14 protein-coding genes, 1 tRNA gene and 2 riboswitches are annotated in these 19,753 nt (G+C 65.9%); of the genes, 4 read left to right on the top strand and 11 right to left on the bottom strand.

Annotated elements, in window-relative coordinates:
• Positions 1–212 precede the first annotated feature (212 nt).
• The 6 genes from BG61_RS25540 to BG61_RS25515 all read right to left on the bottom strand — a co-directional run bounded on the left by BG61_RS25540 (position 213) and on the right by BG61_RS25515 (position 9,105).
• On the bottom strand, positions 213–1,601 hold the full coding sequence (locus tag BG61_RS25540; RefSeq protein WP_035937182.1) for an L-serine ammonia-lyase: 1,389 nt from the start codon (positions 1,599–1,601) through the stop codon (positions 213–215).
• A 29-nt stretch (positions 1,602–1,630) separates the two neighbouring features.
• A complete protein-coding gene (locus BG61_RS25535) occupies positions 1,631–2,743 on the bottom strand; it encodes an alginate lyase family protein (RefSeq protein WP_035937185.1) in 1,113 nt (370 codons plus the stop codon).
• A gap of 160 nt (positions 2,744–2,903) precedes the next feature.
• Positions 2,904–5,843, bottom strand: coding sequence for an aminomethyl-transferring glycine dehydrogenase (gene gcvP / locus BG61_RS25530; protein WP_035937187.1), 2,940 nt, complete (start codon positions 5,841–5,843; stop codon positions 2,904–2,906).
• 72 nt (positions 5,844–5,915) lie between these two features.
• Positions 5,916–6,296 carry a glycine cleavage system protein GcvH gene (gene gcvH, locus BG61_RS25525; RefSeq protein ID WP_035937189.1) on the bottom strand — a complete coding sequence of 127 codons (381 nt, stop codon included), beginning with the start codon at positions 6,294–6,296 and terminating at the stop codon, positions 5,916–5,918.
• 68 nt (positions 6,297–6,364) lie between these two features.
• Positions 6,365–7,486, bottom strand: coding sequence for a glycine cleavage system aminomethyltransferase GcvT (gcvT, locus tag BG61_RS25520; RefSeq protein ID WP_035937190.1), 1,122 nt, complete (start codon positions 7,484–7,486; stop codon positions 6,365–6,367).
• A gap of 120 nt (positions 7,487–7,606) precedes the next feature.
• A riboswitch (glycine riboswitch) is annotated at positions 7,607–7,732 on the bottom strand.
• Positions 7,733–7,756: 24 nt separating this feature from the next.
• A riboswitch (glycine riboswitch) is annotated at positions 7,757–7,858 on the bottom strand.
• Between the two features lie 200 nt (positions 7,859–8,058).
• Positions 8,059–9,105, bottom strand: coding sequence for an oxidoreductase (locus BG61_RS25515; RefSeq protein ID WP_035937192.1), 1,047 nt, complete (start codon positions 9,103–9,105; stop codon positions 8,059–8,061).
• A gap of 233 nt (positions 9,106–9,338) precedes the next feature.
• Here BG61_RS25515 and BG61_RS25510 point away from each other — a divergent pair, with 233 nt between their 5' ends.
• Positions 9,339–11,423: a UvrD-helicase domain-containing protein gene (locus BG61_RS25510; protein ID WP_035937195.1), complete on the top strand. Its 2,085-nt coding sequence runs from the start codon at positions 9,339–9,341 to the stop codon at positions 11,421–11,423.
• A gap of 77 nt (positions 11,424–11,500) precedes the next feature.
• Here the strand turns inward: BG61_RS25510 and BG61_RS25505 are convergent, their stop codons facing one another.
• Positions 11,501–12,388: a c-type cytochrome gene (locus BG61_RS25505; protein WP_035937197.1), complete on the bottom strand. Its 888-nt coding sequence runs from the start codon at positions 12,386–12,388 to the stop codon at positions 11,501–11,503.
• A 421-nt stretch (positions 12,389–12,809) separates the two neighbouring features.
• Here BG61_RS25505 and BG61_RS25500 point away from each other — a divergent pair.
• Positions 12,810–12,885, top strand: a tRNA-Arg gene (locus BG61_RS25500).
• A gap of 141 nt (positions 12,886–13,026) precedes the next feature.
• Positions 13,027–13,665: a hypothetical protein gene (locus BG61_RS42145; protein ID WP_129572250.1), complete on the top strand. Its 639-nt coding sequence runs from the start codon at positions 13,027–13,029 to the stop codon at positions 13,663–13,665.
• A gap of 70 nt (positions 13,666–13,735) precedes the next feature.
• Here the strand turns inward: BG61_RS42145 and BG61_RS25495 are convergent, their stop codons facing one another.
• Positions 13,736–14,722, bottom strand: coding sequence for an aromatic ring-hydroxylating dioxygenase subunit alpha (locus BG61_RS25495; protein ID WP_035937199.1), 987 nt, complete (start codon positions 14,720–14,722; stop codon positions 13,736–13,738).
• Between the two features lie 272 nt (positions 14,723–14,994).
• Between BG61_RS25495 and BG61_RS25490 the strand changes: the two genes are divergently transcribed.
• Positions 14,995–16,089 carry a GGDEF domain-containing protein gene (locus tag BG61_RS25490; RefSeq protein WP_035937202.1) on the top strand — a complete coding sequence of 365 codons (1,095 nt, stop codon included), beginning with the start codon at positions 14,995–14,997 and terminating at the stop codon, positions 16,087–16,089.
• A gap of 7 nt (positions 16,090–16,096) precedes the next feature.
• Here the strand turns inward: BG61_RS25490 and BG61_RS25485 are convergent, their stop codons facing one another.
• Genes BG61_RS25485 through flhF form a run of 3 tightly spaced genes read right to left on the bottom strand, consistent with a single transcriptional unit; the run spans position 16,097 to position 19,533 of the window.
• Complete coding sequence (locus BG61_RS25485; protein WP_129572251.1) at positions 16,097–16,831, bottom strand: RNA polymerase sigma factor FliA; 735 nt, start codon at positions 16,829–16,831, stop codon at positions 16,097–16,099.
• A 16-nt stretch (positions 16,832–16,847) separates the two neighbouring features.
• A complete protein-coding gene (locus BG61_RS25480) occupies positions 16,848–17,759 on the bottom strand; it encodes a MinD/ParA family ATP-binding protein (RefSeq protein WP_035937204.1) in 912 nt (303 codons plus the stop codon).
• Positions 17,752–19,533, bottom strand: a complete 1,782-nt coding sequence (gene flhF / locus BG61_RS25475; protein ID WP_035937207.1) for a flagellar biosynthesis GTPase FlhF — start codon at positions 19,531–19,533, stop codon at positions 17,752–17,754. Before flhF ends, BG61_RS25480 begins: the two co-directional genes overlap by 8 nt.
• Positions 19,534–19,753 lie beyond the last annotated feature (220 nt).

Below are 19,753 nucleotides of genomic sequence, written 5' to 3'. Positions count from 1 at the left end.
ACAGGGGCGAGCTAATAGACCAAAGACTGAACAAGTTTCATGAAAGCGCAGGCGCATCAGACGGTTCAGCAAACAGTAAGCAGCGAACCCTAGGCCCCAGCATCCGCCCCGCGAGCGGGGGGCAAAGCAAACAGTCCGATAACAAAGCAAGCCAACCGGAACCGCAACTCAGCCGAACAGCGCCACGGCCCGGCAAGCCAGGCCAAAAAAACCTAGCACTCGACGATATTCACCGCCAGCCCGCCGCGCGAAGTCTCCTTGTACTTGGTCTTCATATCGGCGCCGGTCTCCCGCATGGTCTTGATGACCGAATCGAGCGACACATAGTGCGAGCCGTCGCCGCGCATCGCCATGCGCGCGGCATTGACGGCCTTCACGGCCCCCATCGCGTTGCGTTCGATGCACGGAATCTGGACCATCCCGCCGACCGGATCGCAGGTCAGCCCGAGGTTATGCTCCATCCCGATTTCCGCGGCATTTTCGACCTGCGTCGGCGTGCCGCCCATCACGGCGGCGAGCGCGCCGGCCGCCATCGAGCACGCGACGCCCACTTCGCCCTGGCATCCCACTTCGGCGCCGGAAATCGATGCGTTCATCTTGTAGAGAATGCCGATCGCCGCGGCCGTCAGCAGAAAATCGACCACGCCCTGCGCGTTCGACCCCGGCATGAACCGGTCGTAGTAATGCAGCACGGCGGGAATGATCCCGGCCGCGCCGTTGGTCGGCGCCGTGACGACGCGCCCGCCGACCGCGTTTTCCTCGTTGACCGCGATCGCGTAGAGATTGATCCAGTCGATCATCGAAAGCGGGTCGCGCAGCGCCTGCTCGGGCTTGCCGACCAGCGCCCGGTACAGCTGCGGCGCGCGCCGCTTGACCTGGAACGGCCCGGGCAGGCTGCCGTCGGCTTCCGGGTTGTCGATGCCGCAGCCACGCGCGACGCATGCCTGCATCACGTCCCAGATGCGCAGCAACCCGGAGCGGATCTCCTCTTCGCTGCGCCAGACGCGCTCGTTGTCCCACATCAGCTGCGCGATCGACTTGCCCGACTCGCTGCACATCCTGAGCAGTTCGTCGCCGGTCTGGAACGGATGCGGCAGATGCTCGTGCGCGGTCAGCACCGCCGTGTTCGCCGCGCCCGCCGTCACCACGAACCCGCCGCCGACCGACAAGTACGTCGATTCGCGCAGCAGTTCGCCCCGCGCGTCGAAGGCGTGCAGTTTCATCCCGTTCGGATGCTCCGCCAGCGCCTGGCGGTAGAAAAGCACATGCTCCTTCTGCACGAACGGAATCTCGTGCCGGCCGAGCAGCGCCAGCTTCTTCGACGTGCGCACGGCGTCGAGTCGCGGGCTGATCGTCTGGGCGTCGACGGTATCGGGGGCATCGCCCATCAGGCCGAGCATCACGCCGCGATCCGTCCCGTGCCCCTTGCCGGTGGCGCCGAGCGAGCCGTACAGATCGCATTTCACCGACGCGACCGCGTCGAGCAGCCCGTCGCGTTCGAGCCCCTGCACGAACATCAGCGCGGCGCGCATCGGGCCGACCGTATGCGAGCTGGACGGACCGATGCCGACTTTGAAAAGATCGAAGACGCTGACTGCCATGAGTACTGCTCCTGCTGAATTCCGATGGGTTAGCGCGCCGGCAGCGGCAGGCACACCGCGAGCCAGGCTGGCGGCGTCGGTGCGAGCCGCAGCGCCACGGGCGCATAGCGGCCGTCGAGGCGCGCCGCGAGATGAAACAGTTCAGCCGCGTTCTTCGGGTCCCACTCTCCAGAATACCCCGGCAAGCCGGCTTCGCGGCGTTTGGCGTCGAACGGAACCGACGAATGCACGAATTCCTCGTGCGTTTTCGTGCCCATGGCGTACGGCGTGAGCCAGTTGAGCGCATCGGCCAGGCGCGCGCCGGACGAGGCGCGTTCCGCGAGCCAGTTGCGGTTGTGGCGGCGCGCCGCCAGCGCCGCCGTGACAAGCGGCTGGAGATCGTAGGTGACGTAGCGCAGCGCGTCGCGTTCGGCGAAATCGACGGTCGAGCCGTCCGGTGCGATGTTGTCGCCCACGTGCTCCACGAAAAGACGCTGCGCCGCGTTGATGAGCTTGCGGTCGTCGATGGTGAACGCGCCCATCGAAATCAGCTTGATCCGGTGGCTCTGCCAGTTGTTCCTGTACGTGCCGGTGAGCGGCCGCTTCTGCTTGTCGATATCCTCGACATAGCCGGTCACCATTTTCGTGATGAACGCGTTCGCCGGATTGCGCGTCCTGACAGGCAGCGCGCTCGCGGTGAGGTCGTACGCGAGAATCAGCGACTCGAAATTCGTTTCGTCGATCGGATTGAAGCTCGGCTGATAGGTCGTGACCCACGCGAGGAGGAAACGGTCGACGAGCCGCAGATAGCGCTCGTCGCCCGTCGCGCGCCACGCGAGCGCGGCATCGCGCATCAGGCTCAGGTCCTTCTCGGCCTCGATGCTCTCGTCGTAGATGCCCTCGTGCGGCAGCGTGCCTTCGGTGTGCAGTCTCGCAACGGGTTTCGGCTGATCGTTGACGTGCGACTGCACCATTTTCACCAGTGCCTTCACGCCGGGGTCGGCGTTGGTGCGCTCGCTCGTCTGCATCGCGGGCGCGGCGCAGAAATTCATCGCGGCCTGCACGCCCGGCGACGCGAGCGCGGCTGCGGCGAGCGCGGCCAGCGTCGCCTGCATCCGCCATCGACGTCCCGCTTCATTCACCACTCGCACCTTCAGCGCCATATGAAACTCCTAGATTGGCTTTGGTTCGGGGTGAGATGTTAGCCGGTCTTGGGCAGGTGCAGCAAAACCGCCCGATGCCGCCGGGCGGTTCGTGAAGCGGCAACGGTCAGCCGTCGCTCAGTTGCCAGTCAGTGGCCAATGCGTCGCCAGCGAGCGCTGCTCATTCGTCATATTCCGACACCGGCACGCACGAGCACATCAGGTTGCGGTCGCCGTACGCGTTGTCCGCGCGGCCGACGGGCGGCCAGTACTTGCGCGCGACGAGCGACTTCAACGGATACGCCGCCTCCTCGCGCGTGTACTTGTGGCTCCATTCGTCCGCGACGACGACGGCGGCGGTATGCGGCGCGTTCTTCAGCGGATTGTCTTCGCGATCGGCGCGCCCTTCTTCCACGGCGCGGATTTCTTCGCGAATCTCGATCATGGCGTCGATGAAGCGGTCGAGTTCCTCCTTCGACTCCGATTCGGTCGGCTCGACCATCAGCGTGCCCGGCACCGGGAAGCTCATGGTCGGCGCGTGGAAGCCGAAGTCGATCAGGCGCTTGGCGACGTCCTCCACCGAAATGCCGCTCGATTCCTTGATCGGCCGCACGTCGAGAATGCACTCGTGCGCGACCAGCCCGCCCGCGCCGCTGTAGAGCACCGGATAGTGCGGCGCGAGGCGCTTCGCCACATAGTTCGCCGCGAGGATCGCGCTTTCGGTTGCGGCGGTGAGCCCGTTCGCGCCCATCATCGCGATGTACATCCACGAGATCGGCAGGATCGCAGCCGACCCGTAAGGCGCCGACGAAACCGCGCCGATACCGCTTTCATCGCGCTGATAGCCAGTGGAATGCTGGTTCGGCAGGAACTTCGCGAGATGCGCGCCGACCGCCACCGGACCGACGCCCGGTCCGCCGCCGCCGTGCGGAATGCAGAATGTCTTGTGCAGGTTCAGGTGCGAGACGTCGCCGCCGAACTGGCCGGGCGCGGTCAGGCCGACCATCGCGTTCATGTTCGCGCCGTCCACGTAGACCTGGCCGCCGTGGTTATGGACGATGTCGCAGATTTCGCGGACGTTGCGCTCGAACACGCCGTGCGTCGACGGATACGTGATCATGATCGCCGCGAGATTCGCCGAATGCTTCTCCGCCTTCGCCTTCAGGTCCTCGATATCGACGTTGCCGTTCGCATCGCACGCCACGACGACGACCTGCATGCCCGCCATCTGCGCCGACGCCGGGTTCGTACCGTGCGCGGACGCCGGAATCAGGCACACGCTGCGGTGCCCTTCGCCGCGCGAAGCGTGATACGCGTGGATGATGAGCAGGCCCGCGTACTCGCCCTGCGAACCGGCGTTCGGCTGGAGCGACACCGCCGCGTAGCCCGTGCACGCGACGAGCATCTGCTCGAGCTGATCGATCATCGTCCGGTAGCCGACGGTCTGCTCGGCCGGCGCGAACGGATGGATCTGCGCGAACTCGGGCCACGTGACCGGCAGCATCTCGGAGGTCGCGTTCAGCTTCATCGTGCACGAGCCGAGCGGGATCATCGTGCGGTCGAGCGCCAGGTCCTTGTCGGCGAGGCTGCGCAGATAGCGCAGCATTTCGTGCTCGGAATGGTGGCGGTTGAACACCGGATGCGTCAGGAATTCGCTCGTGCGGTGCAGTCCGGCGGGGAGCGAGTCCTTGACGGCCGCATCGAGCGCGTCGATGTCGAAGGTCTGGGTCTTGCCCGCCACTTCCGCGAACAGCGCGAAGAGCTTCATGAGGTCGTCGCGCGTGGTGGTTTCATCCACCGACACGCCGACCCGGCCTGCATCCACATGACGCAGGTTGATGTGCGCGGCGGACGCCGCCTGATGCAGCGCCGTCGTGTTCGCGCCGCTCTCGATCGTGACGGTATCGAAGAATGTCTCGTTCGCGAGCCGGTAGCCGAACAGTTGCACGCCAGCCGCGAAAATCGACGCGAAGCGGTTCACGCGCAGCGCGATCGTCGCGAGGCCCTTCGGGCCGTGGTAGACCGCATACATGCTCGCCATGATCGCGAGCAGCGCCTGCGCCGTGCAGACGTTCGACGTCGCCTTCTCGCGACGGATATGCTGTTCACGCGTCTGCAGCGCGAGACGCAGCGCGTGCTTGCCCTGCGCGTCGACGGTCACGCCGACCAGGCGTCCCGGCATCTGGCGCTTGAATTCGTCACGCACGGCCATGTACGCCGCGTGCGGGCCGCCGAAACCAACCGGCACGCCGAAGCGCTGCGTATTGCCGATCGCGACATCCGCGCCCCACTCTCCCGGCGGCGTGAGCAGCGTGAGCGCGAGCAGGTCGGCGGCGACGACCACGTGGCCGCCCGCCGCGTGAATCGCTTCGGTCAGCGCGCGGTAGTCGCGCACGTCGCCGTTCGCGCCCGGATATTGCAGCAGCACGCCGAACGCGTTGGCCGACGCGGCGTCCGCGGCCGGGCCGACCTTCACCTCCACGCCGACCGGCTTCGCCCGTGTCTGCACGACTTCGATGGTTTGCGGCAGCACGTCGTCGGCGACGTAGAACACGTTCGACTTCGGCTTGCCCACGCGCTGCAGGAGCGTCATGGCTTCGGCGGCGGCGGTGGCTTCGTCGAGCAGCGAGGCATTCGAGATCGCGAGTCCCGTCAGGTCGATCACCATCTGCTGGAAGTTCAGCAGCGCTTCGAGGCGCCCTTGCGAGATCTCCGGCTGGTACGGCGTGTAGGCCGTGTACCACGCCGGATTTTCCAGCACGTTGCGCAGGATTACGGCCGGCGTGTGCGTGCCGTAGTAGCCCTGCCCGATATACGTTCGAAACACCAGGTTCTGGTCCGCGAGCTTCCTGAGCGACGCGAGCGCTTCGGCCTCGCTCTTCGGCTGCGCGAAGGGACCCAGCGCAGCGCCGAGCGGCAGCGTTTCCTTGCGGCGGATCGATTCCGGAATCACCGCGTCGATGAACGCCGCACGCGTGGCGAAACCGAGCGCGTCGAGCATCGCGCGCTGGTCGGCCGAGTCCGGGCCGATGTGCCGTTCGGCGAATGCGTCATGGCATTCGAGCGCGGCGAGTGACAGGGATGAGCGGTTCATCAGGCGATCCGGGTGTTCGAGCTTCATGAGAGTTCCTGCGGGTGCGGAATTCGCCGCGTTTCGCGACGCCGGCGAAAAGCCGCACCGTCGATTAGAAATTTATTCGCCGATCGATTTGCCGTAGCCTTCGGCGTCGAGCAGCTTGTCGAGACTGCCGTCGCCGGCCGGCTTTATCTTGAAGAGCCAGCTGTCGTACGGCGCGCCATTGACCTGGTCCGGGGTGGCCGCGAGTGCATCGTTGGCCGCGACGATTTCGCCCGAAACCGGTGCATAGATGTCGGATGCGGCCTTCACCGATTCGATCACCGCGATCGCATCGCCCGCCGCGACGGTCTTGCCCGCTGCCGGCAGCTCGATGAAGACGATGTCGCCGAGCGCTTCCTGCGCGTGATCGGTAATGCCGATGGTCAGCGTGCCGTCGGCTTCAGTGCGGACCCATTCGTGCGATTCGGTGTATTTCAGTTCGGCCGGGATGCTCATTGGATGCTCCTTTGCGTGGTTCGTGAGGGCGTGAAATCGAGGGCGTGCGCGCGCGTGCCGGAGCCTCGTTACAGGCTCGCGAGCACCTTGCCATTGCGCACGAACGGCAGTTTTACCACGCTTGCGGGAAGTTGCTTGTCACGAATGACGACGTGCACGGTATCGCCCGGATTGACTCCCGCCGGCACCCGCGCGAATGCGATCGATTCCTGCATGGTGGGCGAGAATGTGCCGCTCGTGATCTCGCCGTCGCCGAGAGGCGTGACGACTTTCTGATGGGCGCGCAGCACGCCGCCCGCGCGGCCGTCTTCCTTCCTGAGGATCAGGCCGACGAAATTCGCCTTCGAGCCGTGCGCCTCCAGCGCCGAACGGCCGACGAAATCGCGCGACGTTTTCAGGTCGACGGTCCACGCGAGGCCCGCGTCGAGCGGCGAAACGTGCTCGTCCATGTCCTGGCCGTACAGGTTCATGCCGGCTTCGAGGCGCAGCGTGTCGCGCGCGCCGAGCCCGGCCGGCTTCACGCCCTGCGCCTTCAGCGCGTTCCACAGGGCTTCGACGTGCGTGGCGGGCACGACGATCTCGAAGCCGTCTTCCCCCGTGTACCCGGTGCGGGCGAGCATCAGTTCGCCGAACGGCGTCGACGGGAACCGCACGGCGTTGAACGGCTTGATCGATTCGGTGGCGGCGCGCGTGTCCGGAAGCACTTGCCAGGTCTTTTCGCGCGCATTCGGACCCTGCACGGCGACGATCGCCAGATCACGGCGCGGCGTGATCGAAAGGCCGAACTCGCCTTCGGCATTCAACTGGCCGAACCATTCGATGTCCTTCTCGGCCGTGCTCGCGTTCACGACCACGCGAAAGTGATCTTCGGCAAAGTAGTAGACGATCAGGTCGTCGATCACGCCGCCGTTGCTGTTCAGCAGGCACGAGTACAGCGCCTTGCCCGGCACGGTGAGCTTGTCGACGTTGTTGGCAATGGCGAGCTTGAAGAAGTCGCGCACGGCGTCGCCGTTGAAATCGACGACGCGCATGTGCGACACGTCGAACATGCCGGCGTCGGTGCGCACGGCATGGTGTTCGTCGATTTGCGAACCGTAGTTGACGGGCATGTCCCAGCCGCCGAAGTCCACCATGCGGGCGTTGAGCGCGAGGTGGGCGGCGTGAAGGGGCGTGTGTTGAAGTTCGGTCATCGGGGCCTCGGTTCGCAAAAACAAAAAAGGCCATGCGGCGACATCGCCAGCGGTTTCGGCTTTTCAGGCTGCGATCGGTCGATGCAGCATGCAAAGCTCAAACCGCGTGGCGGATCGATGCATGACCCCTCTGTCCTCGGTACCTGAGAGATTGCGCGGACCCGGAATGCGGTCCCCGCGCGCCCCTTCGGTGGGCAACTGGCTGGCGTGAAACGCAAGCCGCTGCCGCTCTCCAGAGTGCGAAGAAAGTGCTCCAATACAAGCCCTTTCCTCGACGCGGCCGGTCCTTTTGCCTGAGAGTTTGCGGGTGTGCCCCTTCGGCGGCGCGGCACGCGAATAAACAGCGGCCACGCGCTCTCCCGACGCGTGCGGCCGAATTTACGCGACCGAATTGGCCTTGTCAAACCTATTTGGGAATCGGCCGAGGGCGGCCGGAAGCGCGCTGTGATAGCGCCTGCGCGCGGGGTGGCGAACAACGTTTGCCGGGCACCGAAAGCGTCGCCAGAAAGCGCGAGCGGGCGGACAGCGCCGGTTCGCCGCGCAGACGGACGGCAAACCGGCGCGCGCCGGGATCAGGCGAGCGGCCTGAATTCCACGCGCCGCCCCTCGGCATCGCTCTGGATAGCGAGTTCGATCACGGTCATCACATCGACGGCGTCCTGCGGCGAGACCGGAAAGGGCTTGCCGTCCAGAATCGACGCCGCGAGCGAGCGGTAGTAGTCGGCGTAGGCGCCGTCCCGGGTGGCGAACTCGTGCCGCAGATCGTGATCGCCGTCCACTTCGCGCAGCAAACCGGGCGGATTCTTGCCGAATTCCGCATCGCCGGGACGCAGGCCCGCTTTCAGCTGATCTTCCTGCACGTCGAGCCCGTTCTTCGTATAGCTGCCGCGCGTGCCGTGCACGGAAAAGCGCGGCGGCTCGAGCGCGGCGAGCGCGGTGGCGTGGAGGATCACTTCCTTGTCCGCGTAGCCGAGTTGCAGATGCACGTAATCGGGCGCGTGCGCGTGGTCGCGATGCTGCTTCACGGTCGCGGCCACCGTGCGCGGCGCGCCGAAAAGCGCGAGCGCCTGGTCGATCAGATGCGGCCCGAGGTCGAACAGCAGGCCGCCCCCGCGCGACGCTTCCTCGCGCCAGCGCTGCGGCACCTTCGGACGGAAACGGTCGAAATGCGACTCGAACTGCGTGATGCGCCCGAGCCGCCCGCTTTCGATCAGCGTGCGCAGGGTCATGAAATCGCCGTCCCAGCGCCGGTTGTGAAAGGGCGCGAACAAGAGGCCGCGCCCGGCGGCGAGATCCGCGAGCGTGCGGGCGTCGCGGGCGGAAAGCGTCACCGGCTTGTCGACCACCACGTGCCTGCCCGCCGACAGCGCCTTGTGCGCGAGCTCGAAGTGCGTGTCGTTGGGCGTCGCGATCACGATGCAATCGAGGCCGTCGCGCGCGATCAGCGCATCGAAATCAGGCACGACGGCGGCGTCCGGATAGTCGGCCGTGGCGCGCTCGGCCTGGCTCGTCGCGATGGCCGCGACCGTCGCGCGGCCGCAATGTTCGATGACGGGCGCGTGAAACGTCGCGCCGGCGAGTCCGTAACCCATCAGGCCGACTTTCAGTACTGAACTCATGCGGGCACCCTGTCGTGTATCGATCCCGATATTGTGGCACGGCGCGGCGCGCAGAGGCCGCGGCCAATCTCGCCGCGGCATGCAAAGGGCCATATCGGGCAAGGACGATCGGCCGATTCATCCGTGTTAACATCGCGCTCTCGAAATTGTGCAAGCTGCTGAAAAGCCGGTTTCGCTGCCCATCGGCGCTCGCCGTTGCCTTGCGCCCCCACGTCTCTCACCGTCCACACACGATGTCCGCTGGTCTCAACGCCGCGCAAAACGAAGCGGTGCGCTATCTCGATGGTCCCTGTCTCGTGCTCGCCGGCGCCGGCAGCGGCAAGACGCGCGTGATCACGCAGAAGATCGCGCATCTGATCGAAGGCCGCGGCTTCGAGCCGAAGCACATCGCCGCGCTCACCTTCACGAACAAGGCCGCACTGGAAATGCGCGAGCGCACGGCCAAGCTGCTCGAAGGCAGGACGCTCACCACGCCCGGCAAGGAAGGCCGCAAGGTGCCGGTCAATCAGCTGACGATCTGCACCTTTCACTCGCTCGGCGTGCAGATCATGCGGCAGGAGGCGGCGCACGTCGGCCTGAAGCCGCAGTTCTCGATCATGGACTCCGACGACTGCTTCGGCATGGTGCAGGAGCAGCTCGGCACGACCGACAAGGGCCTGATCCGCAAGATCCAGTCGATCATCTCGCTCTGGAAGAACGCGATGGTGTCGCCGGATCAGGCGTCGGTGCTCGCGGCGAACGAGGACGAGCATCAGGCGGCGATCGTCTACCGCAGCTACGCGGCGACGCTGCACGCCTATCAGGCGCTCGATTTCGACGACCTGATCCTGCGCCCCGCGCAATTGTTCGCCGAAAACGAGCAGGTCCGCGAAAAGTGGCAGAACCGCCTGCGCTATCTGCTGATCGACGAATATCAGGACACCAACGCCTGCCAGTACGAACTGCTGAAACGGCTCGCCGGTCCGCGCGCGGCGTTCACGGCGGTCGGCGACGACGATCAGGCCATCTACGGCTGGCGCGGCGCGACGCTCGAAAATCTCGCGCAGCTCAGCCGTGATTTCCCGAAGCTGCACGTCGTGAAGCTCGAGCAGAACTACCGCTCGACGGTGCGCATCCTGACCGCCGCGAACAACGTGATCGCGAACAATCCGAAGCTCTTCGAGAAGAAGCTCTGGTCCGAGCACGGCATGGGCGACACGATCACCGTCACCGGCTGCAACGACGAGGAGCACGAGGCCGAATCGGTCGTGTTCCGCCTCTCCGCGCACAAGTTCGAGCGGCGCGCGGCGTTTCGCGATTACGCCATCCTGTATCGCGGCAATTTCCAGGCGCGCATCTTCGAGCAGGTGCTGCGCCGCGAGCGCATTCCGTACGTGCTCTCGGGCGGCCAGTCGTTCTTCGACCGGGCCGAGATCAAGGACATCGTCGCCTACCTGCGGCTGATCGCGAACCCCGACGACGACCCCGCGTTCATCCGCGCGATCACCACGCCGCGGCGCGGGGTCGGCAACACAACGCTCGAAGCGCTCGGCTCGTTCGCGGGCGCGGCGAAGGTGTCGCTGTTCGAGGCGGTGTTCATGGGCGGCATCGAGGCGCGGCTCTCGGCGCGGCAGGTCGAGCCGCTGCGCACGTTCTGCGAGTGGATGCAGCGCCTCGCCGAGCGCGCGGCGCGCGACCCGGCGACCACCGTGCTCGACGACATGATGGAAGCCATCCACTACGAGGCGTATCTCTACGACGCCTTCGACGAGCGCCAGGCGCAGTCGAAATGGCAGAACGTGCTGGAGTTCTGCGAGTGGCTCAAGCGCAAGGGCACGAAGCCCGAGCCGTCGGGCGATGCGGAACAGACCGGCTACGACAACGCCGACGGTTTCGGCGACGAAGGCAAGAACCTGCTCGGTCTCATCCAGACGGTCGCGCTGATGTCGATGCTCGAAGGCAAGGACGAAGACCCCGACGCCGTGCGGCTCTCGACGGTGCACGCGTCGAAGGGGCTGGAGTATCCGCACGTGTTTCTGGTGGGCGTCGAGGAAGGGATCATGCCGCACCGCGGCGGCTCGGACGACGGTCCGGTCGACGAGGGGCGCATCGAGGAAGAGCGGCGCCTCATGTATGTCGCGATCACGCGGGCGCAGCGCAGCCTGCATCTGAACTGGTGCAAGAAGAGGAAGCGCGCGCGGGAGACGGTGGTCTGCGAGCCGTCCCGGTTCATCCCGGAAATGCTGCTCGACGACGCGCCGCCGCCGACCGTCGAAGAAGCGCCGCTCACGCCGAAAGACCGCATGGCGATGCTCAAGGCGATGCTGCAGAAGTCCTGAGCCTTCGCGCGGCGAAAAAAAACCCTGCGGGTGAACTTCGCCCGCAGGGTTTTTTACGTCGACGGCGGCAAGACCGCTTACTTCGACGCGTTCACCATATAGTCGACGGCCGCCTTCACGTCGGCGTCCGGGGCCGTCGAGCCGCCCTTCGGCGGCATCGCGCCCTTGCCTTTCAGCGCGTAGCCGTACACCGTGTCCATCGGCTCCTTGAGGCGCTCGGCCCAGGCGGCCTTGTCGCCGAACTTGGGCGCGTTCAGCACGCCCGCCGCGTGGCACGCCTGGCACACCTGCGTATAAAGCGCCTTGCCGGCCTGCGAAGCATCCGCGCTCTGCGCGCCGCCCGCCGGCGCGGCGGGCGTCTGCGGAACGGCGGCGAGCGCGGCGACGGCGGCGGCTGCCTGCGAGTTGTCGGCGGCACCGGCCGCGGGTGCCGCGGCGGATGCGCCCGCTGCCGCGCCCGGCGCCGGCTGCGCCGGTTCCTGCAGCTTGCCGCCGCTGTTGTTCGCCATATAGACGACCGCGCGCGCGATTTCGAAGTCGCTGTAGTCGTCGGGGCTCGTGCCGCCGCGCGCGGGCATCGCGCCCTTGCCGTTGAGCGCGTTGTGCAGCAGCGTGTCGTAGCCCTCGCTGATGCGCGGCGCCCAGCTGCCCGCGTCGCCGAACTTCGGCGCGCCCGCGGTTCCCGCCGCGTGACAGGTCGAGCACACTGCCTTGTAGACTTCCTCGCCGGACTTGTAGACGCGCGGCGCGCTGGCGTCGCGGATATTGACTTGCGCCACCGGCGCGATGCGGGCCGCGACGGATGAATCCGAGAACAGGTCCGTGCCGGCGCCGGTGCGCGTGGAATTGTTCACGTAGATGGCAAGCAGCAGTATGACAACGACGGGAATGCCAAACCCGGCGATGACCGCTGCGATGAGCTGGCCGGGTGTCTTGATCGGGGCTCCGTGGGGTGCTTCACTCATGCTTGTCTCGTCTCCCGTTTTATATGTGAGTCGGTTCAGCGACAGCGTGACAGCAACGACGACTTCCTTAGGCACGGACGATTATAGACGGAACGCTTAACGGGCGGAGCGCGGCTCCGGGCGTGCGGCGGCGCGCGTTTACCCGCATCGCGCGGCATCGCGGACGGTGCTTTGCGTGTGGGTTGTGTGTGGGTTGTGTGTGGGTTGTGTGTGGGTTGTGTGCGGGTTGCGTGTGGGTTGCATGAAGCCGGAGCCTTGCGCGCGAGCGACGCGTGCCGCCCGCGCACAAGGCCGTCCGATGGACGAATCGCCCGAAAACGGGTATCCTCTCGGACTCGATTGGCCCTGCATGCATGCTTTTCCACGCTTGTTGCGCGATTTTGCAAGCTCGCACAAGCTCGCAAGCAATGGCTTCTCCGAAGCGCCCGTAGCTCAATGGATAGAGTACTGCCCTCCGAAGGCAGGGGTTGCTGGTTCGATCCCAGCCGGGCGCACCAAGTAGCACAAGGCTTCACCGCAGATTTGCCCGCCACGATGAGCGGGCTTTTTTGTGCGCGGAGTTCATGTGAAATGTTTCGTCCCGGTCACAATTCGCGAGCACCGCGCTCCGCTGATGACCGGCTCATTAGCGCGCGCTCATGAACAAGCTGCTATTAAGAATTAAAGAAAGTGATACGTGGCTATCGCTCGCCGAAAAAGTTGTCAACTGGACACCAATGCTGATTGGCGCTTCGGGTTCGGCGTCGATCGCTGGTTGGGCTGCTAAATCGACTGAGAGGTTATCGAGATATGGAAAAGCGGCTTGGATTTTCAGTGCGCTTCTTGGTGGATTGATTTTCGCTATATGTTTTCGGCTCTGGGTATCGTCAGTTTCACAACTTCAAGAAATTCGTCTACGCCGTAGATTCGAAACAGCACCATCAGTCGTAAATCCGCTTGAACCTGTCTTTCGCAAATCACGGATTTCGTTTAAAGATTTTGAAAGCCCTATCCGCGGACTTCAGAAGGAAAAAACATTCATCGAATGCGAACTCATCGGTCCGGCTCTAATAGTTCTGTCCGGGCACACCTATCTCAATAATAGCTCTTTTGTCGATTGCGATTTCATCAGGTTGCGTAAAGCACCCAAACTGAAGGTATTCAATGGCATTGAATTCGAGAATGTAACTTTTCAAAATTGTATAATTTGTAAAATCACATTTCTCGTGCCTCCGAATGTAGTAGGAGCTTTGCAAGCAACGGTGAAGGGGGATATAAACTGGATTAGTGAAATCTAATGGAAAGCCATGCCATGGACGCGCAATGCACCGATAGGCCACTAACGTAAAAAGACGGCTTCGAAATTCACTATCCCCCCAGCGACGTCCCATACCCGAACCCCATCGCCGCGAGCCATCGGCGATACGCCACCGACATCCGGTCGCATCGCTGATGCAGTTCCGCCGTCGGATCGAGCGGCAGGTACTTCGGATGCTGCGATTCGACGATCGGCGTGTCCTGCATCAGGATCTCCATGTTGAAGTCGTAGAGTTCCTGGTCCGTGTGAGCCGTCTCGTCTTCGTGAACCGACACGAGCCACGCACGCGTCTCGGTCGCGCTCACCGGCGACGCCGCCAGCATGATGTGCAGCGCGCCCTGCCCGCCCGACGCCATCTTGCTGAGACTCGCGACCAGCGGCCGCCTCACGCGGTACACGTAATCGATCTGCGCGCCTTTCTGGCCCGGAATGCCTGCCGGCTGCCAGAACCGGCACTGCCGCGCCTCGAGCCCGTCTTCGGTCTCGCGCACCTCGTAGTCGGGCACGTCCGCGAACTCGCGCTCGCCGAGAATGCCGCCGTGCACGAACGGGAAATGGGCCATGTCGAGAAAGTTCTCGACCACGCGCGGCGCCGACGCCCGAACGGTCTGCGGCGCGAGATTGATCCGCCGGGCGCCGGCAATCGCGTCCTGCGGGAAGAAATCGAGCACATGGGCAGGCTCGCCAAGACACACCCACACCACGCCGTATTTTTCCTCCGCGACATAGGTCTTCGCGCACACGCGCTTCGACGGCCGCAGCGCCGGATTCGACGGCACGTGGATGCATTGTCCTTCGATGTCGTAGGCCCAGCCGTGGTACGGGCACACGATGATTGCACCCGTCACCGAGCCGAGCGACAGCTGCGCGCCGCGGTGCGGGCACTGGTCCCGCCAGACGTGCGCATCGCCCGCGCCATCGCGCCACACGACGAGCCGCTCGCCCGCGACCACGCAGGCATGTGCGCGCTCCGGCGGCGCGTCGCTGCTGTTGCACACCGGAATCCATTCACTGAAAAGCAGAGTGTCGTTTCGCATCGCGCGCTCGCGGGGGGGCGGCCAAGTGTGCACCGTCCGGGGTCGAACCGCCCGGATTCAACCGGACAGCTTCGAAGCTTACGGCACGGCAACGGATCGATGAAAGCGTGACGCAAGCCCGGTGCAATCCGCGCGAGCGCCCGCCTGCAAAAAAGCCCAAACTCTCTCGACGCCCCCGATACAGTAAGCCCGCAAAAAAATGCAAAATATTGCCTCGTCCGGAACGCACGCGTCGAGCACGACAGAAAAGACCGTCAGTCAGGGGATCCAGAATGGAGCAGGTGCAAGAACCGGTGCGTCGACCGTATGCATTCGCGTGGTCGGCGCGCGGGAATCCCGAGAAGGAGCAGGCGACCCTGCGCGTCTGGCTGGGTGCCGTCGTCCTCTTCGCCTACGGCGTCTTCGCCTGGCTGAACCCGACGCACGATGCCGAAGCAACCTTCCTTTTCGTCGCGCTTTACGTGGCGTACGGCGTCGTCAGCCTGATCGCCGTGATCACGATGGCTGGGCCTTCACGCGCGCGGCTCGTTGTCACCACCATCGCGGACCAGGCGCTGGTTGCGCTCGCGCTCGGCATCGGCGGGCCGACGGCGTTGCCGCTCCTGTGGGTCGTCTTCTGGTTCCTGATCGGATCGGGCTGCCGGTACGGCAAGGCGACGCTCGCCATTTCGTGCGTCACCGCGCTTGCCGCGATCGCGGCGCTCGCGCACTGGCAGCCGTGGTGGGAAGCCAACCAGCCGGCGGCGCTGGGGATCGGGCTGAGCGTGCTGAGCGCGTCGGTGTACCTGAGCGTGCTCGTTGACCGGCTCGGCAACGCGAACCGCGACCTCGCGCGGCAAGCGTCCACCGATCCGCTGACCGGCCTCTCGAACCGCTACGCGCTGGAACAGACCGTCGGCCGCACGCTGACGGCGATCTCGGAAGGCGACGACGGCACGACCGCGCTCCTGCTGATCGATCTGGACGGCTTCAAGGAAGTGAACGACACCTACGGCCACGCGGTCGGCGACGTGCTCTTGCAAACCTTCGCGGCCGCGCTGACGAAGCGCATGCGCAAGACCGACACGGTCGCGCGCCTGGGCGGCGACGAATTCGTCGTGCTCGCGCGCCACGTGCCCGACCGGGCGGCGGTGCTCACCATTGCGGAAAACATTCACGCGGTGCTGTCCGCCATCACGTCGGTTCAGGAGCGGCCGGTGAGCGTATCGGCAAGCATCGGCGCCTGCCTGATTTCGGGCGGCGGGAAGACGCATTTCAGCGACATCGCCGCGCTCATGCGCGCCGCCGACCGCGCGATGTACCGCGCGAAGACACTCGGCCAGGGCCAGACGGTCTTCGCCGACGCCCCGGACTTCGAGACGGTCTGAAGCGCGCCTACGCTTCCACCCCCGACCACGCCTGCTCGCGCAGCTTCGCGCGCAGACGGGCGACGGCCTGGCTGTGCAGCTGGCACACCCGCGATTCGCTCACTTCCATCACCGCGCCGATTTCGCGCAGGTTCAGGCCGCGTTCGTAGTAAAGGCTCATCAGCAGCTTTTCGCGCTCGGGCAGCTTGTCGATGGCCTCGATCAGCGCGGAGCGCAGGCTCTCGTCGAGCAGCGCCGACAGCGGGTCCGAACGGTCGACGCAATAGCGGTCGAGGAACGGCTCGTCGTCGGCGGAGCGGTCGAAGTCTTCGTAATAGATGAGCTGGCTGCCATGCAGGTCCTGCAGCATGGTCTGGTATTCGTCGAGCGGCATCTGCATGTGCGCGGCGATCTCGGTTTCGCTCGCCGAACGCCCGAGGCTCTGCTCGACCTTGTGCACCGCCGATTCCACCTCGCGCGACGTCTTGCGCATGCTGCGCGGCAGCCAGTCGTTCGCGCGCAGCTCGTCGAGCATCGCGCCGCGGATCCGCTGGCTCGCATAGGTCTCGAACTGCGCGCCCTGGTCTTCCTTGTAGCGGTTTGCGGCATCCATCAGGCCGATCATGCCCGCCTGGATCAGGTCGTCGAGATCGACGCTCGCCGGCATCTTGGCGACGAGCTGAAGGCCGAGCCGGCGTACGAGCGGCGCGTAGCGCGCGAGCACGTCGGCTTGCGAGAGCTTTCCCTGGGCGTTGTACATCATGGTCCCCTTTCCTGTGTCACATCGACGCCGTGCTGCTCATTGCATGAGCGGCAGGTGCCTCGGCGCGGCGTGATGCGGTCAGTCCGCCCGTCGCGCTCGTCATTGCGTGCTTGCTCGCCTGCCCGTCCGGGCGGCGCGAAGCGTGCGCGGGCCGCATCGGCCAGTGCAGCAGCTCGGCGGCGATCCTGCGGTAGTCGCGCGCGGCGGGCGTTGCGGGAAACGCTTCCACCGCAGAGCGCGCGAGTTCCTGTGCCCGCGCGACCCGCGCGTCCTCCGCGACATGGCCCGCGTGCCCGAGCGCGACCGCGAGGTAGCGGCTCGCGACACCGGAGAGATTTTCGAACGCCACCGAAGCGTCCGCGTCGTTCTGCACGTGGTTCAGCAGCACGCGGAACTGGCCGATCGCGTGCGCGTAGTGCAGCCGCTTCATGCAGGCGTAGGCCTCGGTGATCGCCGGCGCGGCGACCCGCGTGACGATCAGGAAGTCGTGCGCCTGCTCCGCGAGCGAGGACAGCGCGCCGTGGCGGTCCAGCTGGGCGTCGATCAGCACGATGTCCGCCGGGCCGTCGAGCAGCACGCGGCACTGCGCGGCATCCTGGCTGATGCGTTCGTCGCGGGGCGCGGCGATCAGCGAGAAGCCGAGCGGCGTGCGCGTGACGGCGTCCTGCAGGAAGCGCTTGCCCGAGATCACCGACGCGAGCGCCCCGGTGTCGTTCACGCCGGCGAGCCTGCTCACGGAGCCTGCGTTGTGCCGCTCGTCGATCACGAGGACGTCCTTGCCCTGCGCCGAAAGCGCCGCGGCGAGGTTCACCACCGCCGACGTGCAGCCGATGCCGGCCGGGCCGCCCGCGACCGCCACCACGCGCGAGCCCGCGCGCGTCAGAAGCCGCCTCAGGCCTTCTGCCTGATCGAGCACGAACTTATCCAAAATGCACCCCATGCAGTTCCGTTGCGGCGCGCGCCGACAGCGCGGACAGGAGTGCCGGCACCTCGTCGTCGTGCGGCACGAAAGGCGATCCGTCGCGCGGAATGCAGAACGCACTCTTGATCAGGAAGCGCTTCGTGGCGACGTACAGGTTCTCCGGCACCTTCTGGCCGGTCGAGACGTAATGCACCGGCAGCTTGTAGCGGATCACGGTGTCGAGCACCCCGCCGAGATTGGTGGCCTCGTCGAGCTTCGTCAGAATGCAGCCCGCGAGCGGCGGCTGGTCGGGGGTGCTCTGGTAGGCCTGCACGACTTCGTTCAGCGTGTCGCCGTGGCTCGTGGCGTTCAGGAGCAGCAGGCGCTGCACCGGGTGGCCGGCGCCGCAGAGCATCGCGATCTGGTCGGCGACCATGCGGTCGCGCTGGCTCATGCCGATCGTGTCGATCAGCACGATGTGCTTGTTGCGCAGCTCGGAGAGCGCGAGCTGCAGGTCCGCGGCGTCCTTCACCGCGTGCACCGACACGCCGAGAATCTTGCCGAAGATGCGCAGCTGCTCGTGCGCGCCGATCCGGTAGCTGTCGGTGGTCAAAAGCGCGACCTTGCTCGCGCCGAAGCGCATCACGCAGCGCGCGGCGAGCTTCGCGGTGGTCGTCGTCTTGCCGACGCCCGTCGGGCCCATCAGCGCGAACACGCCGCCGCGCTCCATCATCGCCTCTTCGCTGTCCATCACCGGCAGGTTGGTTTCGAGCACCTGCTGCACCCATTCGAGCGCGGCTTCGACATGCTCCATCTCCGGCATGTTGTCGACCACCATGCGCACGAGCTGCGCCGAGAAGCCGGTGGCGAACAGGCGCTTGGTCAGCGCCGCGTTGGTCGGGCTGCGGCGCTGGCGGTCGCCCCAGAGAAGACCGGCGAAGTGCTCTTCCATCATGCCGCGCATCGACGACAGCTCGTTCATCACGGTGTCGTTGACGACCTGCTCCATGCGCGCGCGGATCGCTTCGGTGACGGCGGCGGCCGCGCTCGCGGGCAAGCCGGCGAACCCGCCTTCGGGCAGCGACGGGGATGGCGCGGGCTGCGGCGCGGCTGCGGCGACGGCGGCGGGCACGATCTTCTGCGCGGCGCGGCGCGCGGCGATCTGCGCGGCTTCGCGCGCCCAGTCGGGCGTGTCGATCTTCGGCTGCGGCTGCGCGGCTTGCGGCGCCTGCGCGCTGTCGGCGCCTTCGCGCGGCTCCTGCGGCGCGACCGTCACCGGCATGCCGAGGCCCTTCGCGATCGCGGCAGCGGGGGTCAGCGGACGGTTGCCGGGCGCCATCGACTGCTGCGCCACGCGGCGCGCATGCTCGATCAGCCACGGGTTCGATTCGGCCATCGTGCGCGGCGACTGCTCCACGCCGGCGGAGCGCTTCGGCAAGGCGGCCTGCGGTTCGACGGCGGCTTCGGGCCTGGCTTCGCCGACTTCCGGGTTCGCGCCGAAAACCGAGGAAAACACATCGCCACTCGAATACGGACTGGCCGCACTGGCAGCCGCCTTCGCCGCCAGTGCGGCCGGGGTCTGAGCCGGCGCCGGGGCCGACGCGACAGCGAGGCGCGCGGGCGCGCCTTCTTCGGGCGCCGGCGAGATCTTCGCGAGGTCGCTGTCCGCCACGCCGACTATTTCGACGGTACCGTCGTCGAGCGTCCGGTTCGACAGGACGACCGCATCGGGGCCCAAGGCTTCACGGACGAGACGCAGTGCGTCGCGGCTTGTGGCGCCTACAAATTTACGAATGTTCAAGCTTGCCCCCGATGAGGTTTGACGACTTTGATCTTGCGGAACGGCCGCCGCGCGAGGGGCGGCGGGCCGTTTTTCATTGAGGCCATTATTGCGAAAGTCGCCGGGGGACCATCTATCGATAAAGGGTATGAAAAAGGGGTAATTCGGGTGATGGGCGCGGTTCGGGACCGTGGCGCGGCTCGTCGCAGGGGCCACCTGCAAGCGGGCCCAGCGCCCGCCT

The organism is Caballeronia glathei, from assembly GCF_000698595.1.
Lineage (GTDB): Bacteria > Pseudomonadota > Gammaproteobacteria > Burkholderiales > Burkholderiaceae > Caballeronia > Caballeronia glathei.
This window is presented reverse-complemented; position numbering and strand designations above follow the sequence as displayed.